This is a genomic window from Virgibacillus byunsanensis (genome assembly GCF_042675965.1).
GTDB classification, from domain to species: Bacteria; Bacillota; Bacilli; order Bacillales; family Amphibacillaceae; genus Virgibacillus_R; species Virgibacillus_R byunsanensis.
In genome coordinates, this window is record NZ_JBHTKJ010000046.1 from 14,678 (window position 1) to 35,507 (window position 20,830).

The following is a 20,830-nucleotide window of genomic DNA, read 5'->3' on the forward strand; positions in this document are numbered from 1 at the left end:
ACTCTTTCTATATTCTTTATCTCGCAACTTATTTGTAACTTATTCTTGGATCTAAATAAGAATAAAGAATATCAACTAGTAAATTTATCATGACGAATACGAACGCTATAAACAGGACTGCTCCTTGTACCACCATAAAATCACGTTGTGTTATAGCAGTTAGCACGAGTTGTCCTAGGCCAGGTAATGAGAATATTTGTTCAATAATTACCGTTCCGCCAAGGAGTGTTCCTATTTGTAACCCAATAATGGTAAGGATCGGAATCATCGCATTTTTAAGAGCGTGCTGGAAAATAACTATTCTCTCTTTTGCCCCTTTAGCCCGTATCGTACGAATAAAGTCTTGTCGTAAAATTTCTAAAATTGATGAACGCGTCATCCGCATGACAGCACCCGCCATCGATGTACCTAACACGATCGCTGGGATAATCATAATCTCCAAATTTCGTACTGGATTTTCAAAAAAACCAACATAACCAACAGGCGTACTATAGGAGAATGCTAATGCCAAAACTAAAATAAGCACCGTTGCTAGAGCAAAGTTTGGTACTGAGACACCTAAAAGCGAGATAATACGTACACCAAAATCGGTTTTACTATTACGTTTCATGGCAGCTACAATCCCTAAAGGTATTGCTATAATCCATGAAATAAACGCCGATAGCATTGTTAATTCAAATGTTAATTTAAAACGATTTAGAATATCTGGCAAAACTTCTTTTCCGGTTCGCATCGATTCACCAAAGTCACCGGTCAGAACTCCACCGATCCAATTAAAATACTGTTCATGCAGCGGTAAATTTAATCCAAACCTATTTCGAAGTTGTTCCAATGCTGCAGGTGTTGCATCTGTTCCTAAAATGGTCTGCGCCACATCACCAGGGACGACACGCATGACGACAAAAATAAATACAGATACTCCGAACAGCACTGGAAATAACATCAAAATTCTTCTCATAATATATGTAAACATCGTTATTCACCCTTAATAAGAGAATAGAAGAGTGCTGCTAAAAAGCAGCACTTCCATTATTATTTTTTATAAACGTTATCTATATCTTCACCATTATGGGCATATGGCGTGAAGCCTTCTACACCATCTCTTACCGCTACATAGTTCTTAGGAGAAACTAAGAATAGGTTAGGTGATAACTGAAGCAATTCCTCTTGTGCTTCTACATACACTTGTTTTCGTTCTGCTTGGTCAATAGTACGTTTTCCTTTAGCAACCATTTCATCATAATTTTCATTTGAGAAATTCCAAACATTCGCTGAACCTTCCGTGTTAAAGAAATAATTCATGGCACGATCCGGATCTGTACCGGAGCCATTTCTTCCTATTAAAATATCAGCAGACGTATTTGACCATGTATCAATATAGTCGCCCCACTCGATTTGTTCAATTTCTGCTTCCACACCAATTTCTTTCCATTGTTGCTGCAGGAGTTGAGCTGTATCTACCATGTCAGCGTAGGTTGATGCTGTCGTGATAACAGTAGAAAATCCATCAGGATAACCAGCATCAGCAAGCAGTTGTTTCGCTTCATCTATATTGCGTTGGTATATTGCTTCTTGTTCTACATCGATAGACCAGTCACCCATAGCAGGAGCGATCGGGCCAGAGACAAGTGCGTCACCATCCCAAACGATATCTACAATACTCTCGCGATCTGTTGCCATACTTAGTGCCTGTCTAACCCTTTCGTCATTAAATGGTTCTTTGTCTGTATTAAAACCGACGTAACTATATTCTAGTGATTGATAATCCATAATGTTTATTTCTTCTTCACCATCTAGTAATTCGGAAGACTTGGCAGTTAAGGTTGTCATATCTATTTCACCAGTACGAATCGCCGATAATCTGGATGATTCTTCCTTCATGGTGTAATATTCTACTCGGTCAAGTTTCGGGACATCTTCTACATAGTAATCTTCATATTTTGACAGTGTTACACTATTATCTGGTACCCATTCTTCAAAAACAAATGGTCCTGTTCCTACAGCTACCTGTTGCAGGTCACCATTTTCTTCCACAACTTGTTGAGATACAATAGCTGCACTTGAGTTTGTTAAATTCGTTAAAAATGTCGCATTAGGTTCCTCTAATTCAAATTTAATTTGATAGTCACCCATTACTTCTATATTGGTTACATCTGAAAAATAAGAAGCGATATGTGATGCAGTTGCTTCATCTAATATACGTTCAAAGCTATATAGCACATCTTCAGCAGTCATTTCTTCCCCATTGTGGAACGTAACACCTTCCACTAGGTTAAAAATATAGGTTGAATCGTCTGGCTGCTCCCAGTCTTCAGCTAATTGTCCGACAACTTCCATATTCTCATCAAACGTTACTAGCCCTTCATATACTTTAGAGTAAACTCTAACAGATGAATGTGCAGGTGTAGTGTGTGGGTCCAATCCTGCTGGTTCCTGATCATTTGCAATCTTAAGTACTTGCTCTACATTTGATTCACTATCATTATCGCTATTACTATCGTTATCACCTGATGTTTCACTATCATCTGAGCATGCAGTTGCTATAACAGCAATAATCAGTATTAGAATAAATAAAAACTTCTTTTTAAACATAATAACTCCCCCTTTATATATCCTTTAAAATATCATTAAAAACTTCTTTTCTAAATGGGTTAACATTTTTTGGAGCGGCAACGTTTAAACGATTGGTTAATAATCCTACAGTTAGTTTTCGCTTTGGCTCAACCCATAATGCTGTTCCAGTAAATCCTGTATGACCAAATCCTTCTGGGTAAATATCTGATACTTCCCAGCCTAATCCCCTCTTGCCTACTTGTACTGTCAAAGACTCTTCTATTAATTCTTTAGAAATTAGTTCTTTTCCGTTATGGACTCCCCCTTTCACGTACAATTCACCTAACGCTACAATATCTTTTACGTTAGAAAAGATTCCAGCATGACCAGATTCTCCACCAAAAAAGTAATACGCATTGCCATCATTTACTTCACCAATCATCGGAACTTCTTCATCTCTCCAGTTGGTAAAATAAAAATTTCGTTCCCTGCACATTTTTTTCTCAATTCTATTTCCAAATTCGGTTGCTGCAATATTTTCCTGATCACTCGGATTATAAGTAAGCGTCTTTAAACCAAGTGGTTCTACTAATTGCTTTTGAACTACCCCTTGTAAACTGTCATGATAACGATGCTTGATAACTTCACCTAGTAGAATGAAATTCAAGTCACTATAAACTACTTCATTCCCTTTATTGTGAGTAATTTCTATATGGTTCAGTATGTTAAACACGGTATCTCCAGGTATATGGGAGTAAAAAGAATGCCATGCTTTCAAACCACTACTATGGGTTAAAAGCTGCTTAATGGTAATTGGTGCTAATAATTTATTTCGTTTCGTTTGCGGCAGGCAGTCTTCCAGCCTTGAAGACAATGATAAAACGTTTTCATTATTCATTTTTAAAATAATCGTAGAGGTCACTAGTTTTGTTAAACTTGCAAGATCAAAAACGGTTTCTTGTTCACAGGGATTTTTATCGTTTATATTTGATACCCCATAAGCCCGGTGAAATACGTTTTTACCATTAACCGAAATAGAACAAACTCCTCCTGTAAAGAAATCCTCTGACATATATTTTTTAAAAATAGAATCGATATTGTTAAACATCACTATGTATCACTCCATTATTAATCCCTGCTCTGAATTGCTTCCCTTGTCTTATCTAATAAATCTACCGATAGTTCAAAGTTTAAAGAAGCAAGTCCTGTAAACAGGATATCTATTATATTTAATTGAGCAATTCTAGATGCAGTAGCTCCACTTCTTATACTCTTTTCCAGTGGTGAAGCGTACAAATTTATCGTCGAAAGGTTTTGGACGGTGTTTGTTCCGTATCCAGTCAACGATATAATACTAGCCTGATTTTGCTTTGCTATTTTAACGGTATCAATAATCTCTTTCGTTTCCCCTGAATAAGAGATCGCAATGACCACATCTTTTGGAGTTAAATGTACAGCTGATGTAAGTTGTGTATGACTATCGGTCAACGCTTCACACCATTTATTAATCCGCTTACATTTCTGTTCAAAATCTAACGCAACTATTGCCGATGCCCCTACTCCTATTACAATGATTTTGCGGGCATTATCTAATAGACTTATAGATTCGCCAATAGTCTCCTCATCAATCAAAGACAACGTACTTTTGATGGAGCGAAAATTATTGTGTGAAACAAAATTAATAATTTGTGATAAATCTGCATCAGCAGAAATATCCTCATATCGATCCGTGCCCATAACATCCTGATTGATGGATGCGGAAATACTCAATTTCAGTTCTCTAAACCCTTTAATATGTAATGATCGACACATGCGAATGATGGTAGCCTCACTGGTAATTGTATTCTTTGCAAGTAAGGCAATAGGCATATCCAATATATCCTTTGGGTTATTCACAATATACTGAGCAACTTTCTGTTCAGAAGGTCTTAACGAGGAAATCCCCTGTCGAATCCGTTCCATCCCATTATACATTGGTTTCATCCTTTTCGTTTTTAAGGAAGTTTTACTTCTAAAAAACATATTATTTATGTAGTTAAGCTACATTTTAAGTTAATTACTTTTGTCTGTCAATGGTAATTTAGTCATTTTCCTAAGTTGTAACAGTTTTAAAAAAACTATCCTCAAGTATACTTTCCAAGTAGCTCGTCCACAACGTAAACTTTTAATAGAACGAAATATTACCTGAAAAATTAGTTGGAGGGTGAACGATGTATAAAAGAAAAATATTACTAATTATACCCTTATCTTTAACGATGTTCTTATTAAGCGGATGTTTTGACGACGGTATTTCTATCCCATTTGGTGAAGATGGTGAAAGTATATCAGTTGGTGGTAATGAGGAAGAAGGATTTACGTTTTCAGCTGAAAATAACGACGGAGAAGAATTCTCGATTGATCAATCTATGGAACTTCCTGAGGACTTCCCATCTTACATCCCGTTCCCTGACGATCATCAATTAATAAGTTCAACAACTTATAAAGAAAATGAAGGGGAAGGTACAACGGTTGTATATAGTATGGAAAAATCAGATTTACAAGGTGTGGAAGAACTCTATATTAATTTTATGGATGAAAATGGCTATGAGAGCCAATCTGAAATGAAAAGCGAAGAAATTTTTTCATTAACGATGAAAAATGCTGAAGAGGCCATTACTATTTATGCACTTGTTGAAGCAGAAAATGAAACCGTCGTTACCCTATCAGTATTAAAAATTCAAGAATAGCATAAACGAAGGCTGTGCAGTAAGCACAGCCTTCGTTTATGTTACTCGTCTATCATTTTAGTCAACATCGCAGCAAATGCCTGACATTGGACAACATCCTTTGCATCTGGCTCAAGGTCCACCTTTAACCTAGTTGGAATTACCTTAGCACCTAATTCTTCCAGTCTTTTCCCCATCAGATCAATTGCTCCACCATACGTATCGTAAAATGAATCCGCAGAACCAAATACGCCAATTGGCTTCCCTGTTATAGTTACATCCTCTACTTCGTCATAGAAGTCTTCTACTTCATACGGAATTGCACCATCATCCCATGAATACGTGCCAACCAAGATACCATCATACTCTAACAGTTCTTCTACATCTATTGGGTCAAAATCAAACGTTTTCGTTACGACTTCATGTTGTTCCTGTTCAAGATAATCCACCATAGCTTCAGCCATCAATTCCGTGTTTCCTGTTGTACTTGCATAAAGCATTAATATCTTACTCATAGCATTATTCCTCCGATGACAACAACATTTCTTACTATAATTGTACCGGATATTGAGAATGGTTTTCAATTAATAAGGCGAATAAAGATTACAAATTGTGTATGAAATGTGACCTATGCAATTCACAGCATTCATATGACAAATAGACGCAAATAAACATCTTTTCTCATAAACTATCATATAGATGAACAAAGAAGAAACGCTACATACATTGGGGTGTAGAAAATTATGAGAAAAAAATTATATATAATAATTGCTTGTCTCCTAGTTTTCTTTATTGGAAGCATGGAAGCACATGCTTTGGGACTAAAAATTGAAGGCGTACCTGTATATAATCAATTTCCTGAATTGCCAGCTGGTTGTGAGTCAACATCACTAGCTATGCTCTTAGGTTGGGCCGGATTACCGGTAGATAAATATGATGTAGTGAACCAATTACCTAAAGGTGATAAAGTTAGTTTAGTAGATGGAGAGTGGGTCGGTGCCAATCCACACGAGGAATTTGTTGGAGATCCGTATTCTGATGAGGAAGGTACTTTTGGTGTATTTGAAGAACCAATCTTACAAACAATAGATACATTTCTGCCTGACAAAGGAATCAATCTAACAGGTCAGGATTTTGAGCCTCTACTAGACATAGTTCGATCTGGAAAACCAGTTATGGCCTGGACTACGATTGAACAAAAAAGAACTTTCCATAGCAAGACATGGACTGATGATGAAGGGAACCAAATTGAATGGAACCGCTACGAACATGCAGTTGTCATAACAGGGATAAATGAAGAAGATATCATTGTAAATGACCCATACACAGGTGGAGAAGAATATTACGACCGGGAATTATTTGAATATAATTGGGCTTCCATGGGAAAACGCGCTGTCACGTTAGATGTAAATAGGTCAATCCCCACAATGATTACTGATCAGAACAATGAACTTGACGCAATTCCGATAAAAAATGAGGATAAAGTCGTCACTACCCTGAGTAACTCAATTGGTACTCAGGGTCAAGTAATTCTTAAACAAGAAGTAAAAAGCAACCATCTGATCGAGGAATTATCCAATTTCGCGGAAGAAAATACTTCCATAAAAGGATTGCTATTAGAGCCCCTGCATACTTTTGGATTAGTGATGGAATATGTACAATATCTCTTAACAAATGAATTAAACAGTGTGAAACAGGAGCAAATTCCAAAGCAAACAGACCTAAACGCGGAATAAATGCACGAAACCGCGGAATTCCAGTACATTAATGTGGAATAACTGAAAAAATCGCGGAATAACTATAAGAAACGCGGAATAACCGGGCAAAACCGCGGAATCAACTTGTGAACACAGTCGCCAGTGTTAAAAAGAAAAACGTTTTTTCTGCGTGCAATGTTTTTCATTGGCGCTCTCCTTATCCTGTGGCATCATCAGCACTAGCACGTCCTTGAAAAAGAAGTTCGCTTTTTCTGCGTGCGATGTTTCGATGTCGAAGTATTTTGTACTACTTAAATCAAAAGAAGAACCCTTTTTACAAGGTTCCTCTTCTACTGACTGAATCTCTATAAACAATTTTATGCGGAATGATAATCCGCTTGGCAGGTTCTGATTTATTCTGTGTTTTCTCGATTAATGCTTTAGCTGATTGAGCACCAAGTGTATGAATTTGAACATCCACAGTTGTTAATGCCGGGCGTGTAATTTCGGATAGATAAACGTTATTAAAACTGACAAGTGAGATATCTTTTGGTACGGAATAACCTAATTCCTCTAACGTACTCAGTACACCAAGACTCATAAGGTCATCACTCACAACCATTCCTGTTGGAGGTGTATCCAGAAAAAGCAATCGCTCCACCGCTTCTCGTCCACCCGACTTTAAAAACTCTGTATGAACTTTATAATCCTCACAGTTCTCCAAGCCCGCTTCATTTAATACCGCTTCATAACCTGCTTCACGATCCATTGTAACGAACAAATCCTTTGATCCACCAATAAAAGCAATTTTTTTATGACCAAGTTCGATTAAGTGCTTTGTTATTTCTTGTCCAGCTTTATAATTGTCGTTATCTACATGTGTAACCTCATTAATATCATCATACGGTTTACCGACTACAACAAAAGGAAAGTCTCTTTCTCTCAAAAAACTGGTAACTCTATCATTCACACGAGAATACAACAGAATAACACCATCAACATAACTCCCGTAAACCATTCGTTGAACTTCTTCAAAAATCTCTTCCTCTGTTTCTCCGGTAGACAATGACATCGAATATTGCACATCATGGATAACTGACCCAATTCCGCGCAAAATTTCAGGAAAGAAAGGGTTTTGCAATGCTTTGTTCGCTGAGGAGGGCATAATTACGCCGATTGATTTAGTTGATTTCACAGCTAAATTTCTGGCATTGATATTGGGATGATAACCCAGTGTTTTCATTGCCTTACGCACTTTTTTCTTCGTATCTAAACTGATCCTTGGATTATCTGCAATAACTCTGGATACAGTGGAGGGCGACACACCTGTTGCCTTTGCTACGTCTTTAATAGTTACCATTCTCTTCACCCTCTACTTTTTTTGCTACTTTAATAAAATAACAGGTTCTTCACGACTTACTTCTCCATTAATTATAACACGTTGATTTTCATGTAAACCAAGAATTCTTACATTTATCTGCTCATATGTTGGCACAAACTTACCATTTTGGTCAACTACTGTTACCTTGATAGCATCTGGAGTGGAAGCTATTTCTATATCCAGCTTGATAAACGTACCATTTTCATATGCAAAAGTTTCTCCATCGTCATCATAAAAGGTAAAGCGATATATCTCATCCTTTAAACTTGCATATATATCCATGTTCATACGTTTTGGTGTTTTATCTGCATTTGATGATAACGTATTACCTCGCACAATTGCCGTTCCTTTTTTCACAAAAATCGGTAATTGGTCTAATGCAGCATGAACAAGATGCGTATGGTTACCTTCATATACTTTTTCAGTTACAATGTCCACCCATTCACCAGCTGGTAAATAGACAGCACGATTGGTAATACAAGGTGCTAATATTGGCGCTATAATAACATTATCACCAATCATAAATTGATCATGTAAATTATACGTCTTCACATCTTCCGGGAATTCCATTAACAATGGACGCATCACCGGGAGTCCTTTCACACTAGCCTGATAAAACAATGAATATAGCTGAGGCATCCATTCGTAGCGCATGTTTATATATTTTTTTATAATCGCTTCATTTTTTTCACCAAATTGCCATGGCTCCTGGTATAACGTTCCCATCGCTGAGTGGTTTCTGAAATATGGCGTGAACGCACCTACCTGTGTCCAACGTACAAGCAATTCAGCACTTGTGTCATGAGCAAAACCACCGACATCAGGACCGGTGAAAGCAACACCAGAAAGCCCCAGATTCATACACATTGGTAACGACATGGCTAAATGCTCCCAAAAGCTACGGTTATCGCCAGTCCATACAGAAGCGTAACGCTGGATTCCCGCATACCCAGCACGTGTTAACAGAAATGGACGTTTTCCGTGAAGTTGTTCTTTCATGCCATCATAAGTGGATTGTCCCATCAGTAATCCGTAAACATTGTGAAGTTCACGATGGGTTTTGGGGTTCCCATCATTTTGATGGATAACTTCCACATCCATCGTCTTTGTTTCATTAAATACTGCTGGTTCATTCATATCATTCCAAATACCTTCAATTCCAATATCTGTATAAAAAGTGTGTTTGTCAGCCCACCACTTACGTACCTTTTCATCGGTAAAATCCGGGAAACCGCTCTCCCCAGGCCAAACGTCGCCGAAGTAAACATCTCCTTCGATATATTTACAAAACTGATCCTGTCGAATACCCTCCTGATAAATAGAGTACTCAGGATCCCTCTTCACACCTGGGTCAACTATCGGCACAATTCGAATACCCATATCACGTAAATCTGCTATCATTTTTTCAGGATTTGGAAATTTTTCCTTATCAAACGTAAATACACGATATCCATTCATGTAATGTATATCCAAGTGAATCACATCCACAGGAATTTCACGTTCCACAAAATTTTGAGCAAGTTCACGTACTTCTGCTTCTGATTCATAGCTGTAACGTGATTGGTGATACCCTAACGACCATTTCGGTGGGAGTGGCATTCTTCCAGTGATATACGTGTATTGCTCTAAAACAGATTTTGGATCTGGACCTCCCAGTACATAGTAGTCAAGCTGACCACCTTCTGCACTAAACGCATAACCATCTTCTTCTGATTTCATATCGAATACAGTTCGAAACGTATTATCAAAGAATACCCCATGCGCGCGTCCTTCACGTAATGTCATAAAATAAGGAATAGATTCATAAAGAGGATCAGTTTCCGGGTTATGTGGTGCGTAAACGTCTGAATTCCACATTTCATATTTTTCACCACGCTTATCCAGAAAACCGGATTTTTCACCAAACCCGTAAAAGTGATCGGTCTCACACATTGCTTTATATGAAATCACTTCCCCTTTTTCATTAAAGGCCATTCCCCTGTCACCTTCATGTAATAGTACATTTCCATTTTGATCATTAATCGTGATGCGAAATGGCTGCTTGTTTACGTAAACCTCTAGCTTACTAGTTTTAAATGAAAGCTGTTCAGATGTCGCATGTTCCGTTAAGCTTACAGTTTTAGGTGTTGCTATAACAGCCTTTGAATCTTGTAATCTTGGTTTTGATTCATGATTCATCACAATACGAACAATGGACTCTGTATAAAAACTCATAGCAACTTCGCAGTTATCACATTGAAAATAGTAGGTACTTTCATTTTTTTTATGAGTAATTAAGTTACCAATATCTCGGAAACTACTCGCATTAGTTTGCTGTACTTTTCCGGGATGAATGGCAAAGCTAGTATCTTCATGCATTGGTGTGCCTCCTGTTTTAACTTGTTCATATGTTAAACGTATAATTTATAATTAAAATCATCCTTTTATTCCGCCAGCAGTCAGACCTGTCACGAAATACCTTTGCAATGCTAAAAATAAAATCGAAATCGGAATAGCAATCAATACAGATCCCGCTGCAAATAAAGTGAATTCGTTTCCAAATTGCTTAGCAACTATTTGATAGAGTCCTACAGCCAGTGTGTAGTTTTCTTCTGAGCGAAGTAAAATTCTAGCTAGGATAAAATCCGTAAATGGCGTAATAAAGGTAAATAACGCAACTACAGCGATAATTGGCTTTGCAAGTGGCATAATGACTTGCCAGAAAATACGCAAATGTCCTGCTCCATCCATACGTGCCGATTCATCCAACTCTCTAGGAATTGTATCTAAATATCCCTTCATTAAATAGGTGTTCATCGGAATAGCACCGCCAGTGTACACTAAAATCAAAGCTAAATGTGTATCTAGCAAATTAGTGAGTGCAGCTAATACATAGATTGCTATTAATGCAGCAAAGTTAGGTATCATTTGTAAAATTAAAAAGGTCATTAATCCATTTTTTCTACCTACAAAACGATATCTTGAAAATGAGTAAGCAGTAAAACTAACAAGCGTTACGGATAGAGCCATCGTTACTATACAAATTTTTAATGTGTTCCAGTACCATATTAAATAGTCACTACTTTGCAAATCAAATAACTCTTTATAATGTTTTAAAGTAGCTTCTTTTGGAAACATAGATGACCCTGACAAACTATTTCCAGGATTAAATGATGAACCAACAATCCATAGAACTGGATATAGAATAATAGCTATCATCGTTATAATCACAAAATAAGATAGAGTTAAACGAACAATTTTATGTCTTTTTGTATTCATATTACATCATATCCTCTTCTTGGAATGATTTTGTTCTTCTAAACTGCCATAGAGCAACCGAAATAACAATTAGTGAAAGGATCATGGTAATCGCTGCTGCTTTTCCATATTGTGCAGATGTCATCGTTAACGAATAGATCCATGAAATTAATATATCTGTTCCACCTGCATTTTGCTGCGCCATAGCAGGTCCACCACCATTAAAAAGGAATATTACATTAAAATTATTAAAGTTAAACGTGTACTGTGTGATCAGAATTGGTGCAGTTGCAAAAAGAACAAGTGGTAATGTGATTGTTTTAAACTTCTGAACAATAGTTGCACCATCAACATTTGCTGCTTCGTATAATTCATTTGGTATAGACTGTAATACTCCAGTTGTCATAGCAAATATAAAAGGAAAACCTAACCATGTTTGAATGAAAATTAAGGCAAGTCTTGTAAACATTGCGTTAGTCATCCATGGTATATGATCAATTCCAATAAAAGCTAAAATATCCTCATTTATTGTTCCGAATGTTTCATTAAACATTCCAGCAAAAACTAAAATAGAAACAAACGCCGGAACTGCCCAGGGCAATATAAAAATTGTCCGTATTGTTTTTTTAAACTTTAAATCAGGTTGATTCATAATTACGGCTAGTGTTATACCTAAAGCGACTTGTAGTGTAGTAGCACCAAATGTCCAAACAATAGTCCATGCAAGTACATTAAAGAATGTTTCACGCCATATTGGTATTTCAAATATATCTACAAAATTCTTAAACCCAACCCAATCAACTAATGAGGCGGGAGGAGTGTGGTATAAATCATAATTAGTAAATGCAAGCAATACCACAAACAAAATTGGAAAAATAACAACAAAAATTAGTAATAGAAATCCTGGTGACATCATTAAATACGGAAATCCATTATCAATCAACGAATGGTATTGTTCTCGTAGATTATTTACTTTTTCAGAATTATCACGTTTTCGCCCAGTTCTGTAGGCATCAAACAGATTAAATATATAAATACCCAAAAATAAAATGGTAACAATTACCGTGATAATCCCTTCTACTAATAAAAATATAGAATGATCGTATTGGGGATCAATGCCCAATGTAACTAATCCCCAAAAGCCAAAACGAAGTAAATCACCAAAAGCAATAAAGAACGCACCTGTTAAAACAAGAAATATGAACCCTTTTATGAATTGTTTATTGTATATTTGACCAAGACCAGGAACAATAGATAAAGTCAAAGCCACTTTTCTCTGCTTCGTTTTCTTTTTCATTTCTTTCATGACTAACCTCCCCCCTCTATCACCTTATGAACGGTAGGCAGTACCTCGAAAGATCGAGGTACTGCCTACACTGTTAAACTTTTATTCGCCAGAGTGGTTCAATTCAATTTGTGATAAGATAGTTGATTGCGCTTCATCTAATGCTTCCTGGGGTTCTGATTCTCCAGTCGCTATTAATTGTAATGCTTGTGCCATCGGCTCCCAAACCTCTGCCATCTCTGGTATGTTTGGCATTGGAACTGCTCGTTGCGATTGAATTGCAACAGCCTGCGCTCCCTCATTATCAGCAATAATAGGATCATCAATTAATGATTTCACAGGTGGTATTTCACTTGTTTCTTCAAAACGTATCTTAGCGTTTTCTTCGTTTGCAATCCATTCTATTAATACAGTTGCCCATTCTTCGTTATTAGAAAAGCTAGATAAGTGCCATCCTTTAACACCCATAAAAGTCTCTGGGTATTCTCCGTTTGGAAGTTTAGGAAGTGGTGTTACACCATAATCCATGCCAATTTCATTAAGTGTTTGAAATGCCCATGGACCGTCCATCACAGAAGCAACATCTCCATCTTGAAATAGACCATCTTTTGCAGATCCACCACTTTCACCAATTATGCCTGAAGGGAAAATTTCTTCATACCATTTTTGAATATACCTTGCACCCTCAACAGCACCTTCATTATTCACACCTAGATCTTGTGGATTAGGGACATCATTTTCACTACCAAATACATAGCCACCATAACCTGACATTACTGAATTACCAAAGTAAAAATTATCCCACAAAGCAAGAAAACCATATTGTTCAGTACCAGAGAATTCCTTCGAAAACTCAAATAGCTCATCATATGTTTCAACTGGTTCTGACATCAATTCTTTATTATATATAAAAACCGGCGTTTCTGTTGCTTTTGGCAAACCATACAATTTTCCATCATAATTTTGAGCTTGCAAAGATGATTCAGTATAAATAGCTGTTACAGATTCATCCACATCTAATGGAGCAATTATTCCCTCTGTTACTACTTGCCCTATTTGATCATGGGGTAAAGTTATTACATCTGGCCCTTGACCTGATGGTCCATCTAAACGGATTTGCTCCCGAATTTCTGTAGCCATGTCCAATTCTTTATATTCAACAGGGATACCGTACTCTTCTTCAAAACTAGCAATAGCTGCATCCAAGCCAACACCCTTATCTTTATCTTCCCAAATCACCAGTTTTTCAGGCTTTTCTTCTTCAGCATTTTCGTTGTCAGACTCTTCTGTTCCGTTATCCGTTTCCTCTGTTTCATTGGCTTCCCTATCAGGTGAACAAGCCACCATAACTCCAACTATAAATAGTGACGAAAGTAACAATACAATCCACTTTTTCATCTTTTCCCCTCCTAATTTTAGCTTACTGAATGCGTTTTCATTTTATCTGTGAAAACGATTGCACAACTACTAGTTACTATTATACACAATAAAAACCCAAACACAATAAAAAATAATAGATTACAAGATTATTTTTTATGTGTTATGATTATTGCATATAAAACGCTTACATTTTATAGGCTAGATTACCACTTCTTATGTTTTTTTATTTAGCAAGACTAGAATAACTTTAGGTAATTGGTTTTATTTGCGCAATCGATTGCATATAATTATAGTTTCCTATCAAGGACTCTTATCTTTATTGCTTTCGTCCATGGTATGATGAAGATTAAAGATTACTATTTTGAAAACAAAAGCGCAAGTGCCCGTTTAGCGACGTATGGGCTGTGCCCGTGCATCGCGGGTGGATCGACGTTGCCGCGCATAGCGGCGAAGTTAGTCGATCTTCCTTATATCCGCATGAGATTCACTCCAGAGTATAAGATTCACTTTAACTTTTGCCATTATTGGCAATAAGTCAAGTTCATCTTAAAGGAAACACGAAGAGCGTAAGCGAATCGATGTTGACTTATCGTAAGGAGGATCAGGATGCCCAATAGTCGCTGGGCGCTGGAGCTGGACGTGGCTTACACAGTCATTAAATTATCCGCAGGGGTCAGATTTTATAATTCCCTAAACTATGAAAAAGGAGCGAAATCATTGATAAAAGAATCGATTTATCACCGTCCGAAAAACAATTTTGCTTATGCCTATGATGAGAAAACGTTACACATCCGTCTGCAAACGAAGAGAAATGATATGGAGCAGGTAACCCTTATACACGGAGACCCTTATGATTGGTCGGAGAATAAGTGGCAAGTGCATAAAAAGGATATGTATCTTCAAGCATCTGATGAACTTTTTGATTATTGGCTTGTAGAAATATCTCCTCCATATAGACGGTTACGTTACGGGTTTGAACTTACTAATGAAGAAGAAAAGATTGTTTATACGGAAACGGGATTTTATAACGTTGCGCCTTCTGATGTTAAACTTTATTTTTGTTTCCCGTTTTTGAACTCTATTGATGTATTTCAAGCACCTGAGTGGGTTAAAAATACGGTTTGGTATCAGATTTTCCCCGAACGCTTTGCAAACGGAAACACTGAAAATGACCCAGAAGGAACACTTGAATGGGGAAGTGTTGATCCTTCATATGATAATCATTTCGGTGGTGATTTTGAAGGTGTTATGGAACACCTTGATTATCTAGAGGATATAGGTATAACTGGCATTTATTTCACACCTATATTCAAAGCATACTCTAACCATAAATACGATACTATTGATTATATGGAGATTGATCCACAATTTGGTGATAAAGAGACATTTAAGGAACTTATTAAGAAGTGTCATGAAAGAGGAATTCGGGTGATGCTTGATGCTGTTTTTAATCATAGCGGATATTACTTCCCACAATTTCAAGATGTTTTAAAGAATGGTAAAAGCTCGCAATACAAAGATTGGTTTCACATCAGAGAATTTCCAGTTCAAACAGAACCAAGACCTAATTTTGATTCGTTTGCATTCACACCTCATATGCCAAAATTAAACACTGAAAACCCTGAAGTAAAACAATATTTACTTGATGTTACTTCCTATTGGATCGAAGAGTTTGATATCGATGGTTGGAGGCTTGATGTTGCTAACGAAGTTGACCATCAATTTTGGAGAGATTTTAGAAAAAAAGTAAAGACAATTAAATCAGATGTATACATCCTGGGAGAAATTTGGCACGACTCCATGCCTTGGTTACAAGGAGATCAATTTGATGCTGTGATGAATTATCCTTTTACACTTGCTGCTCTCGATTATCTCGCAACAGGAACAATCACTGCCAATGAGTTTAAAAATCAGATGACCAAAGTTCTTTGCTCCTATCCTGAAAATGTTAATGAAGTTGCCTTTAATCTGTTGGGAAGTCATGATACTGCACGTGTACTTACGCTATGTAACGAAGATAGTCGAAAAGCAAAATTGTTATACGTACTACAATTTTCTTTTAAAGGAACTCCATGTGTCTATTATGGAGATGAAATTGGAATGACCGGCGGAGATGATCCAGGTTGTAGAAAATGTATGATTTGGGATAAAAGTAAACAAGATTTACAATTAAAATCCTTTATTAAAAAGTTAATTCATTTCCGTAAAACAGAAGCAGCATTTGGAAGTAGAGGGAAATTCAGATTTATGGAATCTGGAATAGAAACAAACCATCTCGTCTATTCCAAATCATATGAAAATGAAGTTGTTTATGTTGCCATAAATCCATCCGAGAAACCAATTACCGTCTCGATTCCAGATGTTTATGGTACGTATGCCAAAAACGTATGGACAAATGAAACCATTACACCGATTAAGAACTCGATCAAAATTGAATTGGGCGCAAACGACTTCTTCATTATTAAAGCTTATTAGAAAATAGCTAAAAGGTTAAGAGGGGAACTAATGAACTGACAATGGTGGAAAGAAAGTGTCATCTATTAAATTTATCCACGCAGTTTTAACGACAGTAACCAGGATGGTATTGGCGATATCAACGAGATTATTGAAAAACTCGATTACCTAAAGGATCTGGGGATTGATGTGATCTGACTCTCCCCTGTCTATGGATCCTCCAATGATGACAATGGTTATGATATTAGTGATTACCAGGCTGCCATGTCTGAATTTCGAACGATGGAAGATTGGGATCGTATATTGAACGAAATTCATGTACGTAATATGAAGTTAATCATGGATCTCGTCATCAATCATACATCAGATGAGCACAATTGGTTTGCTGAATCACTTAAATCCATCGACAGTTGAGATGAAAACAAGGGATCCTAATTTGGATCTCTTGTTTTTTTGTTAGCTTAGGAATTAGAAGCATGCGAATAGTTTAACTGTTTAAGCCACGTCCGGCGTAAGGAGACTAGACACAAGGTGCTTGCGCTTTTGTTCCTGTTTAATAGACTGTGTACCACATCCAGAACCGGCACACTCGACATGACGTACTTAGCTTACAAAGGATAGATGCGCTTTTGTTCACACTACCGACTGCCTACACAAGTTAATTCAGCGGATTTGTCCTGTTATTCCGCGATTTATATAATAATTCCGTACTTTTGTCAGTTATTCCGCGTTAATGTACTGGAATTCCGTGCTTTCGTTCATTTATTCCGCATTTAGGCCTATTTGCTTTGGAATTTGCTACTGTTTATGTCAAGTTCTCCTAGGTAAGTCAACATCGATTCGCTAAGCACTTTTGGTTGGTGAATGGAGTTGATTGCTCTCTCCCGAGTTGCGGTGCATGTGCCCCGAGTTCAATTTCACTTTACACACCCTCTCTATTAGACATCCCCTCCCCCAACTAGTATCCTCTTACTTAAATACGTATAGTAAATACACCGTGTCTAAAACTAAGCTTAGAGGAGCTGAAAACATGACCGATCCAAATACAAACCATTTAATAAATGAAAAATCTCCATATCTGCAACAACACGCTCATAACCCTGTTGACTGGTACCCATGGAGTGAGGAAGCATTCGATAAAGCCAAAAAAGAAGATAAACCTATATTTTTGTCAATAGGTTATAGCACTTGCCATTGGTGCCATGTCATGGCACATGAATCATTTGAAGATGAAGAAGTCGCTACATACTTAAACGAGCATTATATATCGATAAAAGTTGATCGGGAGGAACGGCCAGATGTCGATTCCGTGTATATGAAGGTGTGCCAGATGATGACTGGACATGGCGGCTGGCCATTATCCGTTTTTATGACACCGGATAAAATTCCTTATTACGCTGGTACCTATTTTCCGAAAAAAAGTAAATATGGTATGCCAGGATTTATGGAAGTCATCACACAACTCCATAAAAAGTATAAAACTGATCCAGACCATATTAACGAAGTAACCCAAAGTGTGACGGATGCATTGCAAAGGGCTGTACAAGCTAAAAGCAGCACCCGACTGTCAAAGGATATTATTGACGAGGCATTTAAGCATTTAGGAAAGAGCTTTGACTTTTCATATGGTGGGTTTGGCGATGCACCAAAATTCCCACAACCACAAAATCTCCTTTTTCTACTAAAGCAGTATCATTTTACTGGTAAAACTGCGGCTCTCAAAATGGTGGAAAGCACACTTCAATCCATGGCATCTGGAGGTATTTATGACCATGTCGGATTTGGATTTTCCCGTTATTCCACCGACCAAAAATGGCTGGTGCCACACTTTGAAAAGATGCTCTATGATAACGCGATGCTGTTAATTGTTTATACGGAATGCTATCAAATAACGAAAAACGCACTTTACAAACAAATAAGTGAGCAGATTATTACGTTTGTGAAACGAGAAATGACAAGTCCTGAAGGTGCTTTTTTCTCTGCGATTGACGCTGATTCAGAGGGTGTTGAAGGGAAATATTATGTATGGAACTACGATGAGGTCATGGCTATTCTTGGAGAAGATCTTGGAAAACTTTACACGGCCATGTATGATATTACGCCTGAAGGGAATTTTGAAGGGAAAAATATTCCGAATCTCATTAAATCAAATTTAGAAACAGTGGCTCAAGAACATACTATTTCCACTGATGTATTACAAAAAGAAATGGAAAAAGCTCGTTCAATATTGTTAACCGAGCGCGAAAAACGTATCTATCCGCATGTTGATGATAAAGTTTTAACAGCTTGGAACGCTATGATGATCACAGCATTAGCGAAAGCTGGTAAGGTATTTGCCAATCCGAAGTATACAGAAGCGGCTCAGCAAGCATTGTCCTTTATTGAGGATAACTTGTTTGAAAATGACCGGCTGATGGCACGATTTCGTGACGGAGAAGTGAAATATAATGCTTATCTGGATGACTACGCATTTCTCCTGTGGGCATATATTGATTTATATGATTCAACGTTTGATTTAGCCTTTTTAGAGAAAGGCCGAAATCTGTTGGATAGCATGATTGATTTATTCTGGGATAATGACCAAGGTGGTTTTTATTTTACTGGAAGTGACAGTGAGCAACTTTTATCACGGGAAAAAGAAATTTACGACGGTGCGATCCCATCGGGAAACAGCGTAGCATCAGTAATACTAGCTCGATTTGGAAATGCTACAGGTGAAACATCTTATCTTGATAAACTTGAGGAAATGTATCGCACTTTTTATGCAGATATAAAGCAGGTTCCCTCAGCAAGTACTTTTTTCATCCAAAGCCTGTTGTTGACTGAACATCCAACCAAAGAAGTAGTAGTATTGGGGAATGATAATAGTTTCATCAGTAGACTACAAGAGGAATTCTTACCCCATATAACCTTGCTTGCCAGCAATAACGCTGAAAATTTTAAAAACATCTCCCCTTTCGCAGCTGAATATAAGCAGATTGATCAGGAAACAACCGTTTATGTTTGTGAAAACTTTTCCTGTCAACAACCGACGACAGATATAGATAAAGCACTACAAATGATTACGGGAAAATAATTCTAGATGATTCTTTAAGTAGAAAGTTCCATTTTTTCTGAAATAACGCCTGTGCTATAATTAGTTACATCATTACAAAGGGGTGCGAGCCAACCATGCTGACAATAAAAATGAATGTACAAACAGCCTATCACGGTGAATTACTGCGTGAAGGGAAAGTTTATGAGATTGATGAAACGACAGCAAAGCGCTGGATTGCTAGTAAAATAGCTGCTCCGGACGATGGGAAAAAGCCAGATAGCTAAACTATAAAAGAATCCCCGCTAAGGTAACTAAGATCGTAGCGGGGATTTCATATATATATGTTTTGCTATTTGTCAGCAAAAAACTTTTCTGCCTTCTCTAAAAAGACTTCCTGATCAGGCGACAAATCATACTCTTCCTCAATTGCGTCCACTGGGCAAACTGCCTTACATGCACCACAATCAATACAAATGTCCGGATCTATGTAAAACTGATCCTTTCCCTCTTCAATACAATCAACAGGGCAGACACTTACACATTCTGCAGATTTCTCTGGCCCACATGGATCTAGAATAACAAAAGCCATCTATCGTATACCTCCTAATTTGCTAGATAAAATAGCGCTTCTATTTCATGATACATGACATTGCAAGTTCCTGTAAACAGTGTAACCTTAGAGCTTTACCTTGCAAAATACAGATGTGCATGTAATGAACAACCAGGATTAAAAGCAGCATTGCACGAAGGACACGAATAATGACTATTCAAATATTCATTTATTGTCAGTTCCACGCCACATCCACCACATAGTAATGCATATTGATTAAACGCTTCTTTTGGCCATACTCGCTTTTGTCCACAGCCGTGCGTTTGATGGCATAAATAGCACGGGAAATACGCCATACAGCAATAAAACTTTATCGCGATTCGATCATTTTCTTCATGGTAATGTTCGCAGCGTGTTTCGCTATCAATAGCTCCTGTAACAGCATGTCTGTTCATTGAAATACTCCTTCAACTAAAGTCTATCTCTTATTATAAAGGATTTATTTACTTCTAACTACATGGTTTATCCTAAAACTTTGCAAAAGTCAATTG

General features: G+C 37.2%; 17 protein-coding genes and 1 pseudogene. 6 read left to right on the forward strand and 12 right to left on the reverse strand.

Going from position 1 to position 20,830, the window contains the following annotated elements:
• Positions 1 to 28: 28 nt before the first annotated feature.
• Genes ACFQ3N_RS15255 through ACFQ3N_RS15270 form a run of 4 tightly spaced genes read right to left on the reverse strand, consistent with a single transcriptional unit; the run spans position 29 to position 4,527 of the window.
• Positions 29 to 973 (reverse strand): ABC transporter permease, encoded by a 945-nt coding sequence (locus ACFQ3N_RS15255; RefSeq protein WP_390363402.1) that lies wholly within the window; start codon positions 971 to 973, stop codon positions 29 to 31.
• A gap of 59 nt (positions 974 to 1,032) precedes the next feature.
• Positions 1,033 to 2,592, reverse strand: a complete 1,560-nt coding sequence (locus tag ACFQ3N_RS15260) for an ABC transporter substrate-binding protein (protein WP_390363403.1) — start codon at positions 2,590 to 2,592, stop codon at positions 1,033 to 1,035.
• Between the two features lie 13 nt (positions 2,593 to 2,605).
• Positions 2,606 to 3,661 carry a serine hydrolase domain-containing protein gene (locus tag ACFQ3N_RS15265; RefSeq protein ID WP_390363461.1) on the reverse strand — a complete coding sequence of 352 codons (1,056 nt, stop codon included), beginning with the start codon at positions 3,659 to 3,661 and terminating at the stop codon, positions 2,606 to 2,608.
• Positions 3,662 to 3,681: 20 nt separating this feature from the next.
• Positions 3,682 to 4,527, reverse strand: coding sequence for a MurR/RpiR family transcriptional regulator (locus tag ACFQ3N_RS15270; RefSeq protein ID WP_390363404.1), 846 nt, complete (start codon positions 4,525 to 4,527; stop codon positions 3,682 to 3,684).
• A gap of 236 nt (positions 4,528 to 4,763) precedes the next feature.
• On the opposite strand from ACFQ3N_RS15270, the gene ACFQ3N_RS15275 reads away from it, so the two are divergent.
• The gene (locus ACFQ3N_RS15275; protein ID WP_390363405.1) at positions 4,764 to 5,279 is read left to right on the forward strand and encodes a hypothetical protein; all 516 of its coding nucleotides are present in this window, start codon (positions 4,764 to 4,766) and stop codon (positions 5,277 to 5,279) included.
• A 41-nt stretch (positions 5,280 to 5,320) separates the two neighbouring features.
• Here the strand turns inward: ACFQ3N_RS15275 and ACFQ3N_RS15280 are convergent, their stop codons facing one another.
• Positions 5,321 to 5,773: a flavodoxin gene (locus ACFQ3N_RS15280; RefSeq protein ID WP_390363406.1), complete on the reverse strand. Its 453-nt coding sequence runs from the start codon at positions 5,771 to 5,773 to the stop codon at positions 5,321 to 5,323.
• A gap of 228 nt (positions 5,774 to 6,001) precedes the next feature.
• Here ACFQ3N_RS15280 and ACFQ3N_RS15285 point away from each other — a divergent pair, with 228 nt between their 5' ends.
• Positions 6,002 to 6,994, forward strand: a complete 993-nt coding sequence (locus ACFQ3N_RS15285; RefSeq protein WP_390363407.1) for a C39 family peptidase — start codon at positions 6,002 to 6,004, stop codon at positions 6,992 to 6,994.
• Between the two features lie 295 nt (positions 6,995 to 7,289).
• Here ACFQ3N_RS15285 and ACFQ3N_RS15290 read toward each other — a convergent pair whose 3' ends face one another.
• The 5 genes from ACFQ3N_RS15290 to ACFQ3N_RS15310 form a co-directional block, all read right to left on the reverse strand.
• The gene (locus ACFQ3N_RS15290) at positions 7,290 to 8,315 is read right to left on the reverse strand and encodes a LacI family DNA-binding transcriptional regulator (protein ID WP_390363408.1); all 1,026 of its coding nucleotides are present in this window, start codon (positions 8,313 to 8,315) and stop codon (positions 7,290 to 7,292) included.
• Between the two features lie 24 nt (positions 8,316 to 8,339).
• Positions 8,340 to 10,694 carry a glycoside hydrolase family 31 protein gene (locus tag ACFQ3N_RS15295; protein ID WP_390363409.1) on the reverse strand — a complete coding sequence of 785 codons (2,355 nt, stop codon included), beginning with the start codon at positions 10,692 to 10,694 and terminating at the stop codon, positions 8,340 to 8,342.
• A 57-nt stretch (positions 10,695 to 10,751) separates the two neighbouring features.
• On the reverse strand, positions 10,752 to 11,594 hold the full coding sequence (locus ACFQ3N_RS15300; protein WP_390363410.1) for a sugar ABC transporter permease: 843 nt from the start codon (positions 11,592 to 11,594) through the stop codon (positions 10,752 to 10,754).
• 1 nt (position 11,595) lies between these two features.
• Positions 11,596 to 12,879: a sugar ABC transporter permease gene (locus ACFQ3N_RS15305; protein ID WP_390363411.1), complete on the reverse strand. Its 1,284-nt coding sequence runs from the start codon at positions 12,877 to 12,879 to the stop codon at positions 11,596 to 11,598.
• A gap of 81 nt (positions 12,880 to 12,960) precedes the next feature.
• On the reverse strand, positions 12,961 to 14,256 hold the full coding sequence (locus ACFQ3N_RS15310; protein WP_390363412.1) for an extracellular solute-binding protein: 1,296 nt from the start codon (positions 14,254 to 14,256) through the stop codon (positions 12,961 to 12,963).
• 699 nt (positions 14,257 to 14,955) lie between these two features.
• Between ACFQ3N_RS15310 and ACFQ3N_RS15315 the strand changes: the two genes are divergently transcribed.
• From ACFQ3N_RS15315 to ACFQ3N_RS15330, 4 genes and pseudogenes are all read left to right on the forward strand, one after another.
• Positions 14,956 to 16,713: an alpha-glycosidase gene (locus tag ACFQ3N_RS15315; RefSeq protein ID WP_390363413.1), complete on the forward strand. Its 1,758-nt coding sequence runs from the start codon at positions 14,956 to 14,958 to the stop codon at positions 16,711 to 16,713.
• Between the two features lie 69 nt (positions 16,714 to 16,782).
• A pseudogene (locus ACFQ3N_RS15320) lies at positions 16,783 to 17,103 on the forward strand (alpha-amylase family glycosyl hydrolase); the annotation flags it as partial.
• Positions 17,104 to 17,722: 619 nt separating this feature from the next.
• Positions 17,723 to 19,768, forward strand: a complete 2,046-nt coding sequence (locus tag ACFQ3N_RS15325; protein ID WP_390363414.1) for a thioredoxin domain-containing protein — start codon at positions 17,723 to 17,725, stop codon at positions 19,766 to 19,768.
• 95 nt (positions 19,769 to 19,863) lie between these two features.
• Positions 19,864 to 20,013, forward strand: a complete 150-nt coding sequence (locus ACFQ3N_RS15330) for a hypothetical protein (protein WP_390363415.1) — start codon at positions 19,864 to 19,866, stop codon at positions 20,011 to 20,013.
• A gap of 65 nt (positions 20,014 to 20,078) precedes the next feature.
• Here the strand turns inward: ACFQ3N_RS15330 and ACFQ3N_RS15335 are convergent, their stop codons facing one another.
• Entirely contained in the window at positions 20,079 to 20,318 is a 240-nt protein-coding gene (locus ACFQ3N_RS15335) for an indolepyruvate ferredoxin oxidoreductase subunit alpha (protein WP_390363416.1), read from the reverse strand.
• A gap of 95 nt (positions 20,319 to 20,413) precedes the next feature.
• The gene (locus ACFQ3N_RS15340; RefSeq protein ID WP_390363417.1) at positions 20,414 to 20,734 is read right to left on the reverse strand and encodes a CHY zinc finger protein; all 321 of its coding nucleotides are present in this window, start codon (positions 20,732 to 20,734) and stop codon (positions 20,414 to 20,416) included.
• Positions 20,735 to 20,830: the final 96 nt, after the last annotated feature.

Bases quoted from the DNA above. Each gene is read 5' to 3' on its own strand.
- ACFQ3N_RS15335 (WP_390363416.1), bottom strand. From the start codon at position 20,318: ATGGCTTTTGTTATTCTAGATCCATGTGGGCCAGAGAAATCTGCAGAA.
- ACFQ3N_RS15330 (WP_390363415.1), top strand. From the start codon at position 19,864: ATGCTGACAATAAAAATGAATGTACAAACAGCCTATCACGGTGAATTA.
- ACFQ3N_RS15310 (WP_390363412.1), bottom strand. From the start codon at position 14,256: ATGAAAAAGTGGATTGTATTGTTACTTTCGTCACTATTTATAGTTGGA.
- ACFQ3N_RS15270 (WP_390363404.1), bottom strand. From the start codon at position 4,527: ATGTATAATGGGATGGAACGGATTCGACAGGGGATTTCCTCGTTAAGA.
- ACFQ3N_RS15255 (WP_390363402.1), bottom strand. From the start codon at position 973: ATGTTTACATATATTATGAGAAGAATTTTGATGTTATTTCCAGTGCTG.
- ACFQ3N_RS15325 (WP_390363414.1), top strand. From the start codon at position 17,723: ATGACCGATCCAAATACAAACCATTTAATAAATGAAAAATCTCCATAT.
- ACFQ3N_RS15305 (WP_390363411.1), bottom strand. From the start codon at position 12,879: ATGAAAGAAATGAAAAAGAAAACGAAGCAGAGAAAAGTGGCTTTGACT.
- ACFQ3N_RS15300 (WP_390363410.1), bottom strand. From the start codon at position 11,594: ATGAATACAAAAAGACATAAAATTGTTCGTTTAACTCTATCTTATTTT.
- ACFQ3N_RS15265 (WP_390363461.1), bottom strand. From the start codon at position 3,661: ATGTTTAACAATATCGATTCTATTTTTAAAAAATATATGTCAGAGGAT.
- ACFQ3N_RS15280 (WP_390363406.1), bottom strand. From the start codon at position 5,773: ATGAGTAAGATATTAATGCTTTATGCAAGTACAACAGGAAACACGGAA.
- ACFQ3N_RS15275 (WP_390363405.1), top strand. From the start codon at position 4,764: ATGTATAAAAGAAAAATATTACTAATTATACCCTTATCTTTAACGATG.
- ACFQ3N_RS15295 (WP_390363409.1), bottom strand. From the start codon at position 10,694: ATGCATGAAGATACTAGCTTTGCCATTCATCCCGGAAAAGTACAGCAA.
- ACFQ3N_RS15285 (WP_390363407.1), top strand. From the start codon at position 6,002: ATGAGAAAAAAATTATATATAATAATTGCTTGTCTCCTAGTTTTCTTT.
- ACFQ3N_RS15290 (WP_390363408.1), bottom strand. From the start codon at position 8,315: ATGGTAACTATTAAAGACGTAGCAAAGGCAACAGGTGTGTCGCCCTCC.
- ACFQ3N_RS15340 (WP_390363417.1), bottom strand. From the start codon at position 20,734: ATGAACAGACATGCTGTTACAGGAGCTATTGATAGCGAAACACGCTGC.
- ACFQ3N_RS15260 (WP_390363403.1), bottom strand. From the start codon at position 2,592: ATGTTTAAAAAGAAGTTTTTATTTATTCTAATACTGATTATTGCTGTT.